Here is a 17,728-nt window from a genome sequence, read left to right on the forward strand (position 1 = left end):
ATCGGTCTTGTGTTAATTGAGGACTTTCTAGATGGTTAATTATTCTAAAATAGTAGAATATCTTGTTAAAAGTCTAGGTAGTTCATTAAATATTTGGTAGCTTACACGTGCATACCATTATAGAGAATTCGATTTTGAAGGCAAATGAAGATTTGTTTAGCGAAACCCGTTTATTGAACGAGGTTGCTAGTGTTGGTGCCTATGACTTTCAAGGGGCCAAGGAAATATTATACCTATCACCAATGAAAAATATACTTTATGTCAATAAACGTGTAAAAGGGGGGGATGGCTCTGGCTCTGATTGGACAAATGCTATTGTTGAATTAGCCGATGCTTTGCTCTGGGCCTATGCAAACAGAGAAAAGGGACTCTGGACAAAGGATAACCCTTTGCAGATTTGGGTGGCTTCGGGAGTTTATAATCCTTTGTATAGTCCTGAACATGGAAAAGATTTTACTGCCACACCTGGAGATATGCGGGACCGTGCATTTTTATTGGTGAAGAATGTACAGTTGTTTGGGGGATTTCCTGCATCGGGAAGCCCAGGGATGGAAGACCGGGTATTAAAAGCAAAAGGAGGCAGTGGAAGTATTTTGAGCGGTGACTATGATGGGAATGATTCTGCGATCGGGAAAGGGAGATACTTACAGCTTACCAATCGAACAAATAATGCTTTTCATGTCGTTATAGCAGCTGGGGATATGGGAGAACGCTCTCTTTTGGATGGTTTTACAATAACCGGAGGGGGGAGTGAGAACAAAGGAACTTTTATCCGGATAAACAGTGAATCATTCTCGAGGTCTTGTGGTGGAGGAATATACAATGTGCTTACTGCTGGTTCTGTTACTTTCCGAAATCTAGAAATTATCGATAATATGGCCTCTTCATCCTCTTCGTACGCCTATGGTGGTGGTGTGTACAATGAAAATAAAGGAACGGGAGCTACAAGGTGGTTCAACAATACAGTGAAAAGCAATACGGTTTCCTGTTCGTCATTGGCAGCGGCTACTTTTGGAGGAGGCGTGTATAACCAAAATTCTGCGGAGTCGACAATGTTGTGGAAGGAGAATGTTATTGAAAATAATATAGCGGTGTCTACATCGCTAGCCTATGGTGGCGGGGTGTACAATGTTAATGAAGGTTCGATGTTATGGACGGATAATATCATCGGTTTTAATACAGCGACTTCGGTAGCGATGTCTTATGGGGGGGGATATTCAATCGCAACACCGGTATGATGGGTTGGCATGACAATAGAATAAACGGAAATAAGATAAAACCATTTGGAGCTTCCTTCAACGGAGATGGTGTATATAATCGGAACTCTGAGCCTGGAACGATGGTTTGGACAATTGGAGGAGAGGTTATTTTTGAGCTAGAAGGCGAAGGTAATCCGTTATAACTTTGCATTTTCTTTCTTCATTTACTAAGTTTGGCACTTTATATGCAATTGTTACTAATCAAAAGCTGCCTTTATAGAAATGAAATCCCCTGTTATTAAAGAAGAAGATTTAGGTCAACTCATTAAAGAGGGGAATGCTTTGGCTTTTGATATGGCCTTTAAACAGTATCGTGAACTTCTTTTTAGACATGCCTACAGTATCTTACGGGATATGGATGATACGGAAGATGTGGTACAAGAGGTATATACGGATCTTTGGGAGAAGCGAGAGCTAATCCCGGGAGGTGTTGAGATTTCAGGTTACCTCTATAGGATGACCCGAAATAGGGTGCTGAATAAATTGAAACACGACAAGGTGATCAATAAATATCTCCAGCACGCTGTGCATCAGCAAGAAGTAGATATGCAGTTTTCGGATCAATGGGTGTTGGAAAAAGAGCTGGCGACAATTATTGAAACAGAAATCAAGAAGTTGCCACAGCGTATGCAGGAAATCTTTTTATTGAGCAGGCAAGAAGGTCTCAGTCACAAAGAAATTGCCTCTCTTTTGCAGATTACTGAAGGAACTTCCAAACTTCAAGTCTCCAAAGCTCTAAAAATATTAAAAAGTAATATATTGATAGCCATAGCTTTACTTCTTGTTGGCTAATTTTTTTTTATAATCTATATATCCTTAGGTCGACAAAGTTGTTTTATCTATAATTAAGCAATTTTATCATTGACCATGATACCTGAAGAAGTACAAAAATTAATAGAAAAATATAATCTGGGAAATATCTCCGAGGAGGAACGATGTGCATTGTATCGTTGGTATAATAATCGCGCTCAGGAATCTGTTTCTATCGATGAAGTGGAGATGCGTTTCCGTTTGGATCGCATAGGACATCAGTTACCAAATGTAGGTGCAAGACGTATCTCTATCATTAGACCTTGGTACAAATGGGCCGCAGCAGCTGTGCTGTTGGCAGGTATAGGTACGGCGCTACTTCGTCAGGAACCGGATCGCCCATTGGAGGAGGCGTTGATTGTTAAAGTGGATACAACTGCTTCTGCGCAGTTTATTACGGCCGATAATAAATCTATTTCTATTAATACTATAGCTGTGGGAGATACGTTGATGTCGGATAACTTGATGCTTTATAAAACTAATGACGGTTATATTGCCTACGAATACCGTGAGGGTGATCCCGGGGGGGGCAACGCTATGCATACGATACGTACACCGATTGGTACAGAAAGTAAAATTTTGTTGCCAGATGGTACAAGGGTGTGGTTGAATGCCGCTTCAGAGTTGACATTTGCAAAGCAGCTGGGTAAGAAAAACAGGACTGTCTTTTTGCAAGGTGAGGCTTATTTTGAGGTCGCTAAGCAACCTATAGATGCCCAGCATTTTGCAACATTTGAAGTGCATTCAGAAAAGCAGGTTGTCCAGGTATTGGGAACTAAGTTTCGAATTAAGAGTTACCTAGGTGAACCTATTGCCAGTACGAGCCTTTATGAGGGTGCTGTCAAGTTGCAGACACTGAATGCTTCTAATCATGCCGATAAAACAGTATTGCTTAAACCCGGTCAGCAAGGCCTCTTCGATCGGGAAACCAATCTCCTTGATTTCAAAAATATCAGCGAGTCTGAGCCGCAGACCTGGCGTGATGGTTACTTTAGTTTCCAAGCTGCGACATTGGAAGATGTGTGCCAACAGTTGGCTAGGTGGTATCCTGTACGCTTTGAAATCGAAGAGGGAATCCCTAAAGGAGAGTACCATGGTGATATCCCGAAATCATATACGCTCAATGAGGTATTGAACATCCTGATACAGGATAAGATGAAATATCGCGTATATAGCAAAGACAATCAGATGGTTGTAAAACTAACACAATAAAAATAAATTAATTAATCTAATCGTATTTTATGAAGCAGTTTACTTTTAGAAAAAACTGGAAATGGAACGGTATCCCTGTTGTAAAACAAGTTGGTACAGCACTGTTCTGCCTGTATCTCTTACAGAGTACGCCGGGGTTTTCGTATGCACAAACATTAAATGTACAGGCCAAACAGAAAAGTTTGAGTCAGATTTTTGAAGGTTTGAAAAAGGACAGTGGTTATCATTTCTTCTGGGAGGGAGGTGATTTCTCTGGTACCCGTGTGGATGTCTCTGTAAAAGGGGATATCAATGAGGTACTGGATGCTCTTTTTGAAGGATTGCCGCTAGACTATACTTTGCACAAAAAGACCGTAGTCATTAAGTCTAATCCGAACAAGATCCGTAAAGCTATACAGCAGGGGGTTTTGGGACGCATTATTGATGAAAAAGGAGAAGCTATCGCCGGTGCTATTATTAAATATAGTAGTTCGGGTAAGTATACTACAGTGGTAACGGATGCTAAGGGGAGTTTTAGATTAACAACGGATAAGTTCCCGGTTCACTTGCAGATAAGCTATCTGGGGTATAAACCACAGGATTACGTTGTCGAAGCTGCGAATCAGCCTGTATTGGTGCAGTTGCGTGTTGCCGAAACCCAGATCGAGGATGTGGATATCATACATACGGGGTATCAGAGTCTCTCTAAGGATAATACTACTGGTGCGACAAATACGATAGACAAAGAATATATCGAACGTCGGAATAATGTCGATTTGGAGCATCTTTTGGAAAATGCTGTACCAGGATTGAATAGCTATAAGACTCCTGATGGGAAATCGGATATGCGCCTGCGGGGAGGGAGCTCTTTGCGTAATGGAACTGAACCTTTGATGGTTGTCGATGGCTTCCCTTCAACCATGATGCCGGAAGTTAATGAGATCGAAAATATCACCGTATTGAAAGATGCCGCTGCAGCGGCAATATGGGGAGCAAAAGCTTCTAATGGTGTTATTGTGATTACGACTAAAAAGGGAAAGGCCGGTACACAGGTTATCCAATATTCGGGCAATTTGCGTGTCCAAATGCGTCCTGATTACTCGGCATTGCAACGGGCTACGTCGGCAGATGTAATCGATTTTGAGAAAGAGCAGTACGATAAGGGCTATATTATGGCTCCGATATTTGACGGTTCGTCGAGTGGATACTCGCAGTCCATCGGAATCTTTAATGATTATGATCGTGGTGATATAGATCTGACCGAGAGAGATAGGCGTCTAGGCCTATTGGCAGGAATGGACAATCAGTCTCAAATAAACAATTTACTTTTACGGAATTCGATTAATCAAAAGCACTTTCTTTCGGTATCAGGAGGGGCGGATCGCTTTGACTACTATAGTGGTGTTAACTTTGGACATAATGTAGCTGGCACGAGAGAAACACAGAATAAGAATGTATTGGTGACGAATCGAATGAATTATAAACTAGCTGATTTTGTGACCTTACGTAGCAATATCGCTATGCAATATGATTGGGGAAACCAAGGCTATAGCGGACTGACGAGTGAAATCCGAAAATTGCAACCTTATCAACTGTTGAAAGACGAAAACGGTGATTTAGTCTATAATTATTTTGGTTTTAATAAAGTCGAAAATGATCGTTTGATGGGATTGGGCTATTTGGATAATGGGGTAAATCTTGTACGGGAAAATGAATTAGCCAACAACCGCTCTACAGGTTTTGGTATTAAGACCATCATTGGTGCAGATTGGAAGCTAATGGATGGCTTGACTTTGTCCAATAGTGTGGTGTATGAGCGGAAATCCGGTGGTCAACGTAATTTGTATGACACCGAAACCAGTTTTACCCGTAATTTAGTGAATAAGTTTACCAGTTATGATAAGGCTAAGGATGCTTACGTAAGGAATATACCATTTGGCGACGTTTTAGACCTACAGAATTCGGCTTATAGAGAAGTGGCAACGAGAAATCAGTTGAACTATGTAAAAACGATTCAAGACAAACACTATGTCAATGCTTTATTTGGATTCGATATTAGTAAAACAATTCGCGAAGGAAATACACAGCGCTTATTGGGATTTAATGATGATCTATATAGTTCACAAGATGTAGACGCCAAGGTGCTTGCAGTTGGGGTCTTAGATTGGGAAGGAAGAAGACAGATATATAATACCTCGACTTACAATAAGGTGAATTATGTTGACAGTCGAAAATATTCGTACTATTCTACCTTGGCTTATACATATGATAGACGGTATACGCTAACAGGGAGTTATAGAACGGATTATTCGGATCTATTTGGTGCAGAAGCTAAGTTGAAAAAAAGACCACTATGGAGTGTCGGGGGAAAATGGTTAGTGCACAATGAGCCTTTCTTTAATGTAGACTTTATTTCGGAATTGAATCTTCGGGTGACGACAGGACTAACGGGCAACTTTGATGCTGGTAATTCGACTACAACTTATCTGACTGCTTATCGCTTCTTTAATACGATAGCGGATGATTATGTAGCGCGCCTGCAAACGCCACCGAATCCGAAATTAAGATGGGAAGGAACAAGAACGTTTAATACTGGTTTTGATCTTGGATTGTTGCATAATAGGTTTACGCTTTCGTTTGACTATTATGATAAGTTCAGCTATGACTTATTGGGAAGCCAGGAGTTGGATCCAACGGTGGGATTGGCGAATGCAACGATTAATGCTGCTGAATTGTCGAATAAGGGAGTGGAGTTAGGCTTGTCCGCCGGTATCATCCGAAAAAAGGATTTCCGCTGGGATACCCGTATCAATTTTGCTTATAATAAGAGCAAGGTACTCTATAATAAGATTACCGATTCAGCACCAGAGATCAACAGAGTTAATAATACAGTACCTTATTTGGAAGGCTATGAACGAGAGTCGCTATGGAGTTACCGCTGGGCAGGCTTGGATGAGAAGGGAAGACCACAAACTTATAATGGGGATGGAGACAAAGTTCGTGTACCTGTCTTAGAGTCTTTGGAATTGAATGGTACAAGCCGTCCGCGTTACAGTGGAGGCTGGAATAATGATTTTAGCTACAAAGGGTTCAACCTATCCATATTTACGGTATTTAACGCTGGTCAAAAATCTCGCATGGAAATGCCTACGATGTACGGATTTGATTGGAATAGTTCGTATAACAACAAAATAGCTTCCCGTTGGAGACAGCCGGGAGACGAAAACAAAACGGACATCCCTGCACTTGCTGATATGGAAGATTTGAGTGATACCTATACCCGAATGGCTACAAAGTCAAGTAATTCAGTATTCGACGCTTCTTTCTTACGTATTCGTGAAATCCAGTTTGGCTATACCATTAGCGATCGTGCGATATTGCGAAAACTGCCGTTCAAGAGTATCCGTGCCGTGGCACAGATCAATAATGTCTTTCTATGGAAGGCTAATAAGTCAGGTATTGATCCTGAAGCTGTTGTTGTAAACAGCCGCAATGAACCTGAGTTCCTGTTGCCCGAATCAAAAGTGGTCACCTTTGGATTGAACTTTACCCTTTAATTGAAAAACTGATGAAAAAAATATTTTTTGCACTATTATTAGCAGGAGTCATGAGCAGTTGTCAGGATTACCTGAATGTACAACCTAAAGGACCATTTATCCCGAAGACGATGCAGGATTATGAGGAACTGTCTTCAAATCCTTCTTATAAATCAAACAGTAATGCATATCTAGAGCGTCTTTCTGATGGTATCTTTATGGCTGATGCTAGTGTAAAGTCAGGGATGAACAGTGCTTCTTCTAAAACATATATTTGGGCTGCGGAATATTATAAAAACACGGAGGCTGACGGGGCATGGAATGGAAATTATAACAATATTTATAATGCAAATATTATTCTCCAAAGTTTAGATGCCGTTACCGACGGCACAGCTGATCGCAAGAATATAGTAAAGGGGAATGCCTTGTGTAACCGTGCTTATGCTTATTTCGACTTGGCACTATTATATGCACCATATTATAACGAAGCAACTGCATCTACAGATTTGGCAGTTCCCCTGGTGACTGTGCCTGATCTGGAAGCAAAGTCGAAGAGAGCCACAGTTAAAGAAGTTTACGATTTGATTCTATCCGATCTAACTACGGCTTTACCGCTGTTGCCAGAGAAAGGAAAAAATGTGTACCGTAATAGTAAAGCAACAGCAAATGGTATTCTGGCACGTGTGTATCTAAATATGGGTGACTATGAAAAGGCCGCTATCAATGCGAAGGAGGCACTGAAGTATAACACAACTCTTTTTGATTTTAATACAGTTTCATTCCAAAACCCTGATCGTCCAGCTCTGGGGTGGGCTACAAGAGAACTCCCGTACCAACAAACGGAGATGTTATCTTATTTTGCAACATCCTTTGGTTCTATATTAACAAATACCTATATCTCCCCAGATCTGCTTCAGGTCGTTGATCCTAAGGATTTACGTTTGAAATTTGGGTGGAGCCCAAGCGACCGACAAGGCGTACCTGTAAAAGAACCTTATCCGATTTATATTAATACGGATCTGAATTATAATATAGCGGTACCAGAGATGATGCTGATTGTAGCTGAAGCGGATGCTCGCGCGAACCGGATAAGCCAAGCATTAGCGCAGTTGAACAGCCTTCGCAAGAAGCGGTTTGCTCCAGCGGATTATAAAGATTTAACTGCAGCCAATAAAGATGAAGCATTGAAGCTGGTGATTAATGAGCGTCGAATAGAACTGTTTGGTAAAGGATTACGTTGGTTTGATATGAAGCGTCTAGATAAAGATCCAATGTTTGCTAAAACCTACACAAGAGCTAATACCTACGAAACGTTTAAATTAGAGAAAGGATCTCCAAATTTCGTGAGTCAGATTCCAGAAAAAGTGAGATTGCTTAACCCCGATATTCTACCTAATCCGAGGTAATAACTATGGAATCATGGCGTGACCTTGGTAGTGTCACCCCATGATTCTTTATTTTAATAATTATACATATGCATAAAAATTTAGTGTACAGTTTATTTGCTGCTTTTATTTGTTCCCTTGGTATGAGCTACGCCCAAAATAATTTCAAGATTAAGGGAGAGGTTGTGACTGATAAACCGGTGACATGGGCGTACTTGTATAAAATGGAGAAAGGAAGGCAGCTATTGGACTCGGTGGCAGTAAAGAATAATCAGTTTGAATTCGTCGGTGCTGTGGATAAGGCATACTCAGCTAGTATTTCTGTAAAGGGGATACGTCGTAGTGTGTCGTTCTATCTGGAGCCGGCGACGTTTTATACGCGTATAGAGGAAGACTGGGCGAAGCCAAGTCCAGTGATCGGCGGTGTACAGAATGCTATTGCCAAAGGATATGAAGCGGAGAACAAGCGTGTACAAGATACGATGATGGTATTGGGACAGAAGTATGAGCATGCTGATGCCGAGGGAAAAGTAAAGTTGAGTCTGCTGATGGAAGAATGGAGCGAGCAATTGGATTCGACACGTTACAGATATATTGAGAACTATCCGAATTCACTGGCTATAATCGATATCAACAGACCTTATTTTGCTGTTTTAAATTATCTTAAGTTAGATCGCATGAAGCGTTTGTTTGATCCGAGTTTAAGCTACTCGCATGCTTATGAGGAGCTGGATAAATACTATGAACAGAAAAAGTCTGAATATCTAGTTGGTCAACAGGCTCCTATGGTTAAGACGAAAACAGTAGATGGAAAGTCATTCGACCTTTCGAGTTTAAAAGGAAAGTTGGTTTTGCTTGATTTTTGGGCATCCTGGTGTGCTCCATGTCGTGTAGCGAATCGAAAACTGGTGCCTACTTACGAAAAATATAAATCCTATGGTTTCGAGATCGTATCGGTATCGATGGATGATAAAGAGAATCTCTGGAAGGATGCTATTAAGAAGGATGGGATTCCTTGGATACAGGTGTCAGAGCTGAAAGGGATAAAGGGGAGCACTATTGCAGATGCTTACTCGGTAAGACAGTTACCTACCTTATTTCTGATTGATGAGAAAGGAAAGGTAATCCATCAGAATATAGACCACGAAGAATTACTCATGTATTTAAAATCACGATATGAACAGTAAAAAGATTGTTTTAAAAAGTCTTGTCGTAATCTGCGGACTTTCATTTGCTCAGGCGCAGGAAAAGTCGGTTACGATAAGCGGAAGAATCGACGGTATAGGGAATCAAGAGATCAGACTTGTAGACCCTGTAAAAGGAGAGGTCGCGAAGGTTGCGGCTGTACAGGATAGTTTTTTGTTCAATGCAAATATCAATGTAAGCGATCAGCGCTTTTATACCTTGCATGTGCCGTCTTTGGGAGATTTGGGACCTTCGATGAAGCGTCCTGCTATTTTCTTTATAGCTGGTGCCGATCCGATCCAAATCCACGCGGCTATCACCGACGGAAGTTTGAGAGACGAAAAGATAAGTGGCTCGAAGGGCATGGATGATTTCAACAATAGTCAGAAAAGTCTGGTGACGAATCAGGCAATTGAAGTTGTCGGAAAATCATATAATGATGCCTTCCATGCCTATAATACGGTATCGCAGACGGAAGAGAACCTAAAGGTGTTGAAAGAGGAAGGACGCAAATTGGATTCGTGTTACGGATTGCAACGCGAGGAAATTATGCAAAAGGTGGCAGCCAATAGAAGCTCACTGACATGGGCCACATTGGCATCGCAATACTGTCCTCCTGAATCGAACAAGGAGGGACTGACGAAGTTCTTATCGCTGTTTAGTGATGAGGTTAGAAAGGAAAGCTATTACCTACAGAATTTTGAAACGCACCTGAAGCGATATAATCAGACCGATGTAGGGCAGGTAGCGCCTAATTTTGAGCTGATTCAGTTAGACGGTAAGACCGTAGCCTTGGATTCGTTCAAGGGTAAATATGTGCTCTTGGATTTTTGGGCTTCTTGGTGCGGCCCCTGTCGGAGAGAAATGCCGCACGTGAAGGCTGCTTACCATCAGTTCAAAGACAAAAAGTTTGAAGTGTTCGCAGTATCTATTGATTCGAGCAAACCTGCTTGGGAGAAAGCCCTGAAAGAAGACAATATGCCTTTCGTTCATGTGTTGGACAATAAGCAGGGAGAGGATAGCCCGCGTTTACTGTACATGGTACAGGCTATTCCCACTAATTTTTTGATCGATCCTAGTGGTAAGATAATTGCTAAGAATCTGCGTGGCGAAGAACTCGCTAAGTTTTTGGAGGCTACTTTATAGTCGCTGTTCACAGAAGATGTAATATCCAAAGAAAAAGCCTTCCCTAGGGAAGGCTTTTTCTTTGAGTAGCAGATGGAAATATTTCCGTATCAAAAAGCCCCGATTATCGGGGCTCAAACAAAAAATCTACAGTAAAAAACTCGATAAATATTTATGGGTATGTTGTTACTACCTTACTGATCTTCCACCCATCTTCGGATTGTACCAAAGTGATATAGTCTATGCGGGTAAATGTTTTGAATTTCATTGTGGCCTTTCCTACTGCAGAGGTCCCTGCCTGATCTAATATTTCATATGTCGTCTCACAATCGTATTTAAGCCCTTTATTCGCTTTTAAGAATGCTAAGTATTCTGATTTGTTGGATACCTGATTGTTTACTGCGTTGGAATACTGAAAATCCGAACTATAAAGGTACTTGTTGTATTGGATATTACCCGTGGATATAGTTTGAAGATAAGTCAATGCAATGTTCTTGCTATCCATTTTCTTAAGTGGATTAGCTGTTTCTTTGGCTGATGCATTAAATCCGAATACTAGAGTTAATACCGTGGCGATGGTTGTGATAATTTTATTCATGGCTGTCTTGTTTTTAATTGTTATCATATTTGTTGATTCAAAGGTAGGCTAGCGGGGGTAGCTGGGAAACGGTCTTTCGACCAAATGATTTTATTTTTCGGTAAAACTTAAAAATGCTTCGGTGAAAAGTCATACATCATAATAGGACTTTTACTGATTTAGATACTTTTGAATGAATATTGAGAGTAAAACCGATGTATCAGATAATGACATTAATCCGATAATAAACATCTTTAATCTTAGGAAGCGGTAAGGGGATTAGGTAGAAGGAGGTTGAAGTGATTAGCTTTAGTACGGCCGTAAGGCGGATCAAAAACCAACAACTTTTATTGCAGAGCTAAATACAGTTAGCTTGTATTTTGCTCTGCATTGCAGTTTTATAGAAAGTCCTGGTGGGCTTTTGTTTTATCGGGACATCGCATGGATGACCTGTACGTGGGAGCGAAATGCAGCCCAGAAAGATTTAAACTCATTGTATTTGATGTTGTACTCTTGGCAGGTCTGTCTTACGATGCGATTTAGTGCAGGATAGTGCACATGACTTATCTTGGGAAACAGGTGGTGTTCTACTTGATAGTTAAGACCACCAAGGATCCAGGTGAGGACTATACTCTTTGTTGAAAAATTCGCTGTAGATTGTATCTGATGGATCATCCATTCTTCTTCTACTTTAGACTCGTCGATCGTTTTAAATTCTGTTTCTTCAACGACATGAGCGAGTTGGAATACTACGGCTAGGCTCATGCCACAGACTGCACCCGCAATCAGTAAACCAATAAGGGTTTGCACCCAGCCCACGGTATAAATAGGAATGATTACAAAGAGACTACCATGAAGGAGCTTACTGGTCCAAAAAATAAGCTTCTCCCGAATCGGAAAATGGAACTTTTCCGGTCTCATGCCCATACGCTGTCTAAAATATTTTTCGTAATCCTGATAGAATATCCAAGCGAGATAGGATATCCCATAGAGTAGCGGAAAATAAAAACGTTGATAGCGATGGTGCTTGCGTAATTTCTGGTCGTGGTGGATACGCATGAATTTAACCTCAATATCATGATCCTCACCATCGATATTGGTATATGTATGATGCGCGATGTTATGTTTTAACTTCCAGAAGTAGATATTTCCCCCCAATAGGTTTAGGGAATACGATAAAAACGTATTTAGATTTTTGTTTTCTGAAAAAGAATTGTGCCCGGCATCATGCATGATATTGAATCCTATTGCTGCCCAATTGATACCAAACAAAATACATAATAGGATGTTAATCAACCAGTGCGGTTGCACAAAGACTAATATACTGTACAATAGCACAAAGGTGGATAGTAAAATGCCTGCTTTGATAAAAATCTTTCGGTTTCCGGTCTTTTTCTGTAATGTTTCTTTAAAATACTGATTTGTTTTTTCTTTTAGGGCACGGGAAAACAAGGTGTTTACATTGCTAAACTTGATTGTAGGTGTCATTTAAACTATAGTGGGGGTAAAAGTTGACTGCTTAAGACCAAACAAAATTGTCTGGATGATGTAAAAGTACATTTTTATGTTCATAAATCTAGGAGACAGTCGGTTAAAACACTGTTAAATATCTAAGGTTGACATTATCATGATGATACGCTGGATGGTAGGGATGTATTCAAATTGATTTTCTTAATACGGTTTTTTTTATCGAAATTGACTGCTGAAGGATATGGAACAGGAAATAGTCAGATTAAAACAAGTCAATAAAATCTATAAAACAGGAGATAGTAGTATTACTGCACTTGATACAACAGATGTGAGCTTTGAGACCAATAAGTTGACGCTGATTATGGGACCTTCGGGAAGCGGCAAGACGACGCTACTATCTATATTAGGCTGTATTATCTATCCTACAGTGGGAAGTGTATACTATAAGGGACGAGAAGTCACAAAGCTGAAGGAGCGAGAGCTGGCTGCATTGCGCTTGCATGAGATAGGTTTCGTATTTCAACAATTTAACCTTATAGAGCCCCTTAATGCATTAGAAAATGTGATGCATCCGCTGATTTTACAGGGAATATCCAAGTCAGAAGCCCAGAAAAAAGCGACGTTAGCGTTAGAGAAAGTTGGATTGGCTGACCGATTCATGAGCCTGCCCAAAAAACTAAGTGGAGGCCAGAAGCAGCGTGTGGCGATAGCGCGTGCCTTGGTGACTGATCCGTCAATGATCCTTTGCGATGAGCCCACAGCCTCTCTGGACGCCCACAGTGCCGAAGTGATTATGGGCGAACTCAAGGAGCTAGCAGAGGCAGGAAAAGCCGTAATCATAGTAACACATGATTTGCGTTTGCGTAAATTTGCAGATAAGACGATATATGTGGAAGAAGGTATAGTATCTATGAATCTGAAAAATGAACAATATTATAAGTAAAATAGCGCTGTATACAGTACTGTTCGTACCCCTATTTTGTGCCTGCTCATCGGCGACAAAGAAGCAGGAAGTAGACAAGAAGACTCCTATAGAAGTGCTCGAAGAGGTTAAAGATATACAGGCCGTTGGAAAAATTGTGCCTTCCGTTGCTGATGTCGTGATATCGAGTATGACGATGGGTCGTATCCATAAAGTGTTTGTTAGTGAAGGAGATTCTGTGCAGCTGGGTCAAACGTTGTTTGAGATGGAAAGGGTAGAAGCGAACCTAGAAGTACAACAGGCAAAATTACAGTTGGACCGTCTAGGCGCTGATCTAAAAGTGGCACAGGAGGAAATACGAAAAGCCGAATTAGTCGTGGACGAACGTAGACAAAAGTACGAAACCTCCAGACGCCTGTTCGAGCGGAATGCAGAGACCAAGGAGACAGTGGCTTTGGATTATTCTAGTTTGCAACAGCAAGAATCAACATTGAAGGGACTTAAGAAACAATTAGAAAGTCAGAAGCTCGTTATTGCAGAACAAGATATTGTCGTCCAAAAAGTCGGGAGACAACAGAACGAACTTCGTGTTAATGCGCTCGGGGCCGGAATCCTCAATGACTTAAATATGTCTGTTGGACAGCAGGTCAGCTCGAATGAGGAGCTAGGCCGTATTGTTACAATAGATAATCCGATTGTGGAAGCGGAAGTAGATGAACTCTTTGCCAACGAGGTGAAGCTCGGACAGGAGGTGCTTATCTATCCTATGACAAATAGAAACGAAGGCAAAAAGGGAGTAGTAATTTATGTGAACCCGATATTGTCCAACAAGTCAATTTTTTATGAGACAGCGAATGAAGCCCAGGATCGCCGTGTACGGAGGATTAAGATTCAAATTAAGGACCGTTCAGATTTCGTAATCAATACCAAGGTAGACTGCACGATAAAAATAAGATAATGTTAAAGGTCGCTTTTAAGTTTATAAAGTACGATAGAGCCAAGAGTATAGGTATCATTACAGCGGTGGTGATCAGTATTTTTCTTATTGGACAACAGTTGAGCTTACTTTTCTTCTTAATGGGATTGATGGGTAATCTAGTAGGCAATGCTCCAGTAGGCGATCATGAACTATGGATTATTGAAGGACAAAGCAAGAACATCAATGCGGTAAATCGCTTAGATCAGCGACTGGTACAGCAAATCGGTAGTCTGAAAGGAGTTGAAGCCGCCTATCCTGTAGTCCTTGCACCTGCACAAGCCACATTTTTGGATGGTAAAACGGCCTCCATAACGTTAGTTGGGGCAGCCGCTCCTGGTTTTGTAATGGGGCCTAATAAAGAGAAGATTGCAGAGGGAGCGATTGGTTCGTTAATCAATCCAAATACCGTGTCCGCTGAGATCTATAGTGAAAAGAGTTGGAATACACAGTTGTCGGTGGATAAGCCTATTGAAATAAATGGCAAAGTTGCGCGAATAAGCGTACTTACCAAGGGTGCTCAAGCCTTTGGCGCTAGTCTTATGTACACTACATTGGAAAATGCCCGATCCCTAGCCAGTCTGTCTCCTTCCGACATCAATCTGATCATCGCTAAATTAGATCCGAAAGTAGATAAAAACGCTGTATTGACAGATGTGGAGCAACTTTTTCCACAACTGCGCGCATGGGATGCTCGGAAGCTACAGCAATCTACCGTGCGCGAAATTCTGATTACTTCAAATATGGGAATGAGTTTTGGTACGCTCGTGCTCTTCGCAATGATTAGTGGGTTTTTTATTATTGGTCTTACCTTATATTCCTCTGCATTGGACCGGATTAAGGATTATGGTACATTGAAGGCTATTGGAGCTAGCAATGCTTATGTGAATAAGCTTATCGTAGCACAAGCTTTTTTATATGCAGTGATAGGTTATGCGCTAGCTATGTTACTTTTGCTTGGATTTAAGTTTGGTGTTCGTAACTCCGGGCTTATTATTAATATTTCGTTCGGATTTTCTTTGTTTTTGTTAGGGATTACACTTCTTATTTCTATAGGAGGATCTTTATTTGCTGTTCGTAAAGTTAATAAACTGGAGCCTGCATCGGTGTTTTGATATGAGAATACTCGTTTACATATTATCTCTTTTGATTCCTAGCCTTTGCTCGGCTCAGTCTCTTAGTATTGAGGGGCTCTGGCAGCAGATGGAAAGTGGGATTGCTTATCGAGAACGTGCGCTAAAGGTTGAAGTCCGAAAGCAAGAACTAAAAGAGTTTCAAGCCAACCGGATTCCTGTATTTTATATCGACGCTAATCTACAACGTAACCTAATTGTGCCGACCACTCCCGTGCCGGCCATCGCTTTCGATCCCAACGCTACCGACGGCGCAATCATCCCTCTTAAATTTGCAACAAAGTGGTCTTCCAAGGCAGGTTTGCAGGTCGAGTGGGATCTCTTTGATCCTAGACGACGGTTGGATGAGCAACAGAAGTCGTTGGAAGTGAAACGCGCTGAGCTTGATTTGCATCAGCAAAAGATAGATTGGCAGCGCGGCGCAACCCTGGCCTATGCAGCGGTAGTTTTAGCAACCGAACAGTATGCCTTGGCGCAACAGGATTCAATGGCTTATTTGGATATTTTACGTGTTACTCAGGCGCGCTATGAGGAAGGACGGGAAAAATCAGTGAACTATTTGACCGCTCAACAGGAATTTGAGCGAAAACGGATACAACTTCATGAGGCCTGGTCAGTATTGTTGGATGCAGATTTGGAGTTGCGTCGATTTACCGATTTGGAAACAACAAAAGTATTAAGCTCCAATATCCAAGATATTGTTGCCTTTGTTAGAAAGTATGATCCAGAGAATGTCGCTCTATTTGCTTTGGAACTGGACAGGAAGTCGTATGATTTGCAGTATAAGGCCTTGCGGAGCGGGTTGTATCCTTCGTTGAAAGCAAACGCGTACCTGGGCGAACAATATTTTAGTAATGAGTTTCGATTGGATCGTGGAAAGGAATGGTATGGCAGTAGCTATGTAAATCTTGCCCTACGCATACCACTATCATCTCTTTTTACTGTTCAGCCTACTTTTAGAAAGCTCCGCGCTCAGTCTGAAATCATTTCGCTAAAACTTAGGGAAGAGACTGACAGTGATCGGATCAGTTCGCAACAACAGCAGGTCAAAATTGCTGCCGCCCAGTCGAAATTAGATCGGTTGAAGGCGGTTATGCATTTGGCAGAACAAGTCAAACAAGAGCAAGAACAGACTTATGCCGAGGGGCGATTACTGCTTGTGGATCTTAATCTGTCCATCAATCAACTTAATCAAGCAAAACGGGATGTTTGGCAGGCAGGATACGATTTGATACGGGCTCTTATGCAGCAGCAGCGATAGATTCTTTAATCCGATTTACGAATCAATATAAGAACATCCCTATCGATAGAATCTATTTGGTAAGCTGTATTTGAACTGGCAAAACCTTTGTCAAAACGTATAATGTCTCCAATTACAGTAAATCTACCTTTGCTGTAGCTGCTGTCTGATGGAATTTTAAAAGATTCGCGGTAGGTGCTTTCATATTCTTTCCGATGGCGCCACGGATTGAGGTATTTACATGTCTTTTTGCCTTGATAAGTCCCTTCTTTTTGTAGAGAGATATCCAAGCTAGTCAACAGATCGTAAGATTCTGTGCTCCAACTGCTGTCAGGGGTACTTGCGCTTCTGTATCGGTAGACTTGGCCCCATCCGTATTTGTCTTGAAACCCTGATGTATTGGAAATTAGGTTCTGTACCCTATAGTTTTTATTAATGCCGTACAGTGTATCTAGGTTCTTGTTTGCCGAAAATGTCCAGTCTTCATAGAGGTATCGCTCGATCGGGATTTGCTCATCGGTACGTTTGATGTATAGTGTATCTAGATTGTCTAATGCTCCTTTTCGTCTTCCACCCCCATGACGTTGAAAAAAATCATTCTGGTAGTACTGATATCCTTCTTTCTCAATATCGAGTGTAAAAAAAACGGGTGGGGCTTCCATGGAGAGCATTTCTGTTAGAAAAAAGCGGTTGATTCGCTTTTCTTTGAGATAGAAATAACCCTGCTCATCCGTTTCGGTTTCAGCAACCTTACAGCCTGCAACGGGATTATTGTCGTAGTTGTAGATATAACCTGTAATAGCTGGACGACTAAGTCTTGAAATGCAGGAGCTGCACAGGCTAGTACTAATTACAAGACAGAATAAAAAATGAACTTTACGGGGCGAAATCATCGGCTTTTGCATTTTAGAATGGATGT

General features: G+C 41.2%; 15 protein-coding genes. 12 read left to right on the forward strand and 3 right to left on the reverse strand.

The features are described 5' to 3' along the window. The first annotated feature begins 134 nt into the window (after positions 1-134). The 8 genes from JKG64_RS02105 to JKG64_RS02140 all read left to right on the forward strand — a co-directional run bounded on the left by JKG64_RS02105 (position 135) and on the right by JKG64_RS02140 (position 10,512). Complete coding sequence (locus tag JKG64_RS02105; protein WP_210352690.1) at positions 135-1,238, forward strand: hypothetical protein; 1,104 nt, start codon at positions 135-137, stop codon at positions 1,236-1,238. Then, the gene (locus tag JKG64_RS02110) at positions 1,235-1,402 is read left to right on the forward strand and encodes a hypothetical protein (RefSeq protein ID WP_210352691.1); all 168 of its coding nucleotides are present in this window, start codon (positions 1,235-1,237) and stop codon (positions 1,400-1,402) included. Before JKG64_RS02105 ends, JKG64_RS02110 begins: the two co-directional genes overlap by 4 nt. Before the next feature lie 79 nt (positions 1,403-1,481). Beyond that, positions 1,482-2,051 carry an RNA polymerase sigma factor gene (locus JKG64_RS02115; RefSeq protein ID WP_210352692.1) on the forward strand — a complete coding sequence of 190 codons (570 nt, stop codon included), beginning with the start codon at positions 1,482-1,484 and terminating at the stop codon, positions 2,049-2,051. 75 nt (positions 2,052-2,126) lie between these two features. After that, the gene (locus tag JKG64_RS02120; protein WP_210352693.1) at positions 2,127-3,281 is read left to right on the forward strand and encodes a FecR family protein; all 1,155 of its coding nucleotides are present in this window, start codon (positions 2,127-2,129) and stop codon (positions 3,279-3,281) included. Positions 3,282-3,310: 29 nt separating this feature from the next. Further along, positions 3,311-6,817, forward strand: a complete 3,507-nt coding sequence (locus tag JKG64_RS02125) for a SusC/RagA family TonB-linked outer membrane protein (RefSeq protein ID WP_210352694.1) — start codon at positions 3,311-3,313, stop codon at positions 6,815-6,817. Between the two features lie 11 nt (positions 6,818-6,828). Next, complete coding sequence (locus tag JKG64_RS02130; RefSeq protein ID WP_210352695.1) at positions 6,829-8,202, forward strand: RagB/SusD family nutrient uptake outer membrane protein; 1,374 nt, start codon at positions 6,829-6,831, stop codon at positions 8,200-8,202. Positions 8,203-8,270: 68 nt separating this feature from the next. Beyond that, a complete protein-coding gene (locus JKG64_RS02135; protein ID WP_210352696.1) occupies positions 8,271-9,368 on the forward strand; it encodes a TlpA disulfide reductase family protein in 1,098 nt (365 codons plus the stop codon). Then, entirely contained in the window at positions 9,358-10,512 is a 1,155-nt protein-coding gene (locus JKG64_RS02140) for a TlpA family protein disulfide reductase (RefSeq protein WP_210352697.1), read from the forward strand. The genes JKG64_RS02135 and JKG64_RS02140 overlap by 11 nt, the downstream gene beginning before the upstream one ends. A 151-nt stretch (positions 10,513-10,663) precedes the next feature. Here JKG64_RS02140 and JKG64_RS02145 read toward each other — a convergent pair whose 3' ends face one another. Both JKG64_RS02145 and JKG64_RS02150 read right to left on the reverse strand, forming a co-directional pair. Beyond that, positions 10,664-11,089 (reverse strand): nuclear transport factor 2 family protein, encoded by a 426-nt coding sequence (locus JKG64_RS02145; protein WP_210352698.1) that lies wholly within the window; start codon positions 11,087-11,089, stop codon positions 10,664-10,666. A 405-nt stretch (positions 11,090-11,494) separates the two neighbouring features. Continuing rightward, on the reverse strand, positions 11,495-12,556 hold the full coding sequence (locus JKG64_RS02150) for a fatty acid desaturase family protein (RefSeq protein ID WP_210352699.1): 1,062 nt from the start codon (positions 12,554-12,556) through the stop codon (positions 11,495-11,497). 223 nt (positions 12,557-12,779) lie between these two features. On the opposite strand from JKG64_RS02150, the gene JKG64_RS02155 reads away from it, so the two are divergent. From JKG64_RS02155 to JKG64_RS02170, 4 genes are read left to right on the forward strand one after another with little or no spacing between them, the layout of a single operon-like run. Continuing rightward, positions 12,780-13,481: an ABC transporter ATP-binding protein gene (locus JKG64_RS02155; RefSeq protein WP_210352700.1), complete on the forward strand. Its 702-nt coding sequence runs from the start codon at positions 12,780-12,782 to the stop codon at positions 13,479-13,481. Further along, positions 13,462-14,418 carry an HlyD family secretion protein gene (locus tag JKG64_RS02160; RefSeq protein ID WP_210352701.1) on the forward strand — a complete coding sequence of 319 codons (957 nt, stop codon included), beginning with the start codon at positions 13,462-13,464 and terminating at the stop codon, positions 14,416-14,418. Before JKG64_RS02155 ends, JKG64_RS02160 begins: the two co-directional genes overlap by 20 nt. Beyond that, positions 14,418-15,551, forward strand: coding sequence for an ABC transporter permease (locus JKG64_RS02165; RefSeq protein ID WP_210352702.1), 1,134 nt, complete (start codon positions 14,418-14,420; stop codon positions 15,549-15,551). The genes JKG64_RS02160 and JKG64_RS02165 overlap by 1 nt, the downstream gene beginning before the upstream one ends. A 1-nt stretch (position 15,552) precedes the next feature. Then, positions 15,553-16,830: a TolC family protein gene (locus tag JKG64_RS02170; RefSeq protein ID WP_210352703.1), complete on the forward strand. Its 1,278-nt coding sequence runs from the start codon at positions 15,553-15,555 to the stop codon at positions 16,828-16,830. A 5-nt stretch (positions 16,831-16,835) separates the two neighbouring features. On the opposite strand, the gene JKG64_RS02175 is transcribed toward JKG64_RS02170, so the two are convergent. Next, the gene (locus tag JKG64_RS02175; protein WP_210352704.1) at positions 16,836-17,714 is read right to left on the reverse strand and encodes a transthyretin-like family protein; all 879 of its coding nucleotides are present in this window, start codon (positions 17,712-17,714) and stop codon (positions 16,836-16,838) included. Between the last annotated feature and the right edge of the window lie 14 nt (positions 17,715-17,728).

Source organism: Sphingobacterium tabacisoli (assembly GCF_017908035.1).
Taxonomy (GTDB): Bacteria; Bacteroidota; Bacteroidia; order Sphingobacteriales; family Sphingobacteriaceae; genus Sphingobacterium; species Sphingobacterium tabacisoli.

Excerpts from the sequence above, each read along its gene's own strand:
- JKG64_RS02120 (WP_210352693.1), top strand. The coding sequence starts at position 2,127 with ATGATACCTGAAGAAGTACAAAAATTAATAGAAAAATATAATCTGGGA.
- JKG64_RS02125 (WP_210352694.1), top strand. The coding sequence starts at position 3,311 with ATGAAGCAGTTTACTTTTAGAAAAAACTGGAAATGGAACGGTATCCCT.
- JKG64_RS02170 (WP_210352703.1), top strand. The coding sequence starts at position 15,553 with ATGAGAATACTCGTTTACATATTATCTCTTTTGATTCCTAGCCTTTGC.
- JKG64_RS02115 (WP_210352692.1), top strand. The coding sequence starts at position 1,482 with ATGAAATCCCCTGTTATTAAAGAAGAAGATTTAGGTCAACTCATTAAA.
- JKG64_RS02150 (WP_210352699.1), bottom strand. The coding sequence starts at position 12,556 with ATGACACCTACAATCAAGTTTAGCAATGTAAACACCTTGTTTTCCCGT.
- JKG64_RS02145 (WP_210352698.1), bottom strand. The coding sequence starts at position 11,089 with ATGAATAAAATTATCACAACCATCGCCACGGTATTAACTCTAGTATTC.
- JKG64_RS02160 (WP_210352701.1), top strand. The coding sequence starts at position 13,462 with ATGAACAATATTATAAGTAAAATAGCGCTGTATACAGTACTGTTCGTA.
- JKG64_RS02110 (WP_210352691.1), top strand. The coding sequence starts at position 1,235 with ATGATGGGTTGGCATGACAATAGAATAAACGGAAATAAGATAAAACCA.
- JKG64_RS02155 (WP_210352700.1), top strand. The coding sequence starts at position 12,780 with ATGGAACAGGAAATAGTCAGATTAAAACAAGTCAATAAAATCTATAAA.
- JKG64_RS02140 (WP_210352697.1), top strand. The coding sequence starts at position 9,358 with ATGAACAGTAAAAAGATTGTTTTAAAAAGTCTTGTCGTAATCTGCGGA.
- JKG64_RS02135 (WP_210352696.1), top strand. The coding sequence starts at position 8,271 with ATGCATAAAAATTTAGTGTACAGTTTATTTGCTGCTTTTATTTGTTCC.
- JKG64_RS02130 (WP_210352695.1), top strand. The coding sequence starts at position 6,829 with ATGAAAAAAATATTTTTTGCACTATTATTAGCAGGAGTCATGAGCAGT.
- JKG64_RS02175 (WP_210352704.1), bottom strand. The coding sequence starts at position 17,714 with ATGCAAAAGCCGATGATTTCGCCCCGTAAAGTTCATTTTTTATTCTGT.
- JKG64_RS02165 (WP_210352702.1), top strand. The coding sequence starts at position 14,418 with ATGTTAAAGGTCGCTTTTAAGTTTATAAAGTACGATAGAGCCAAGAGT.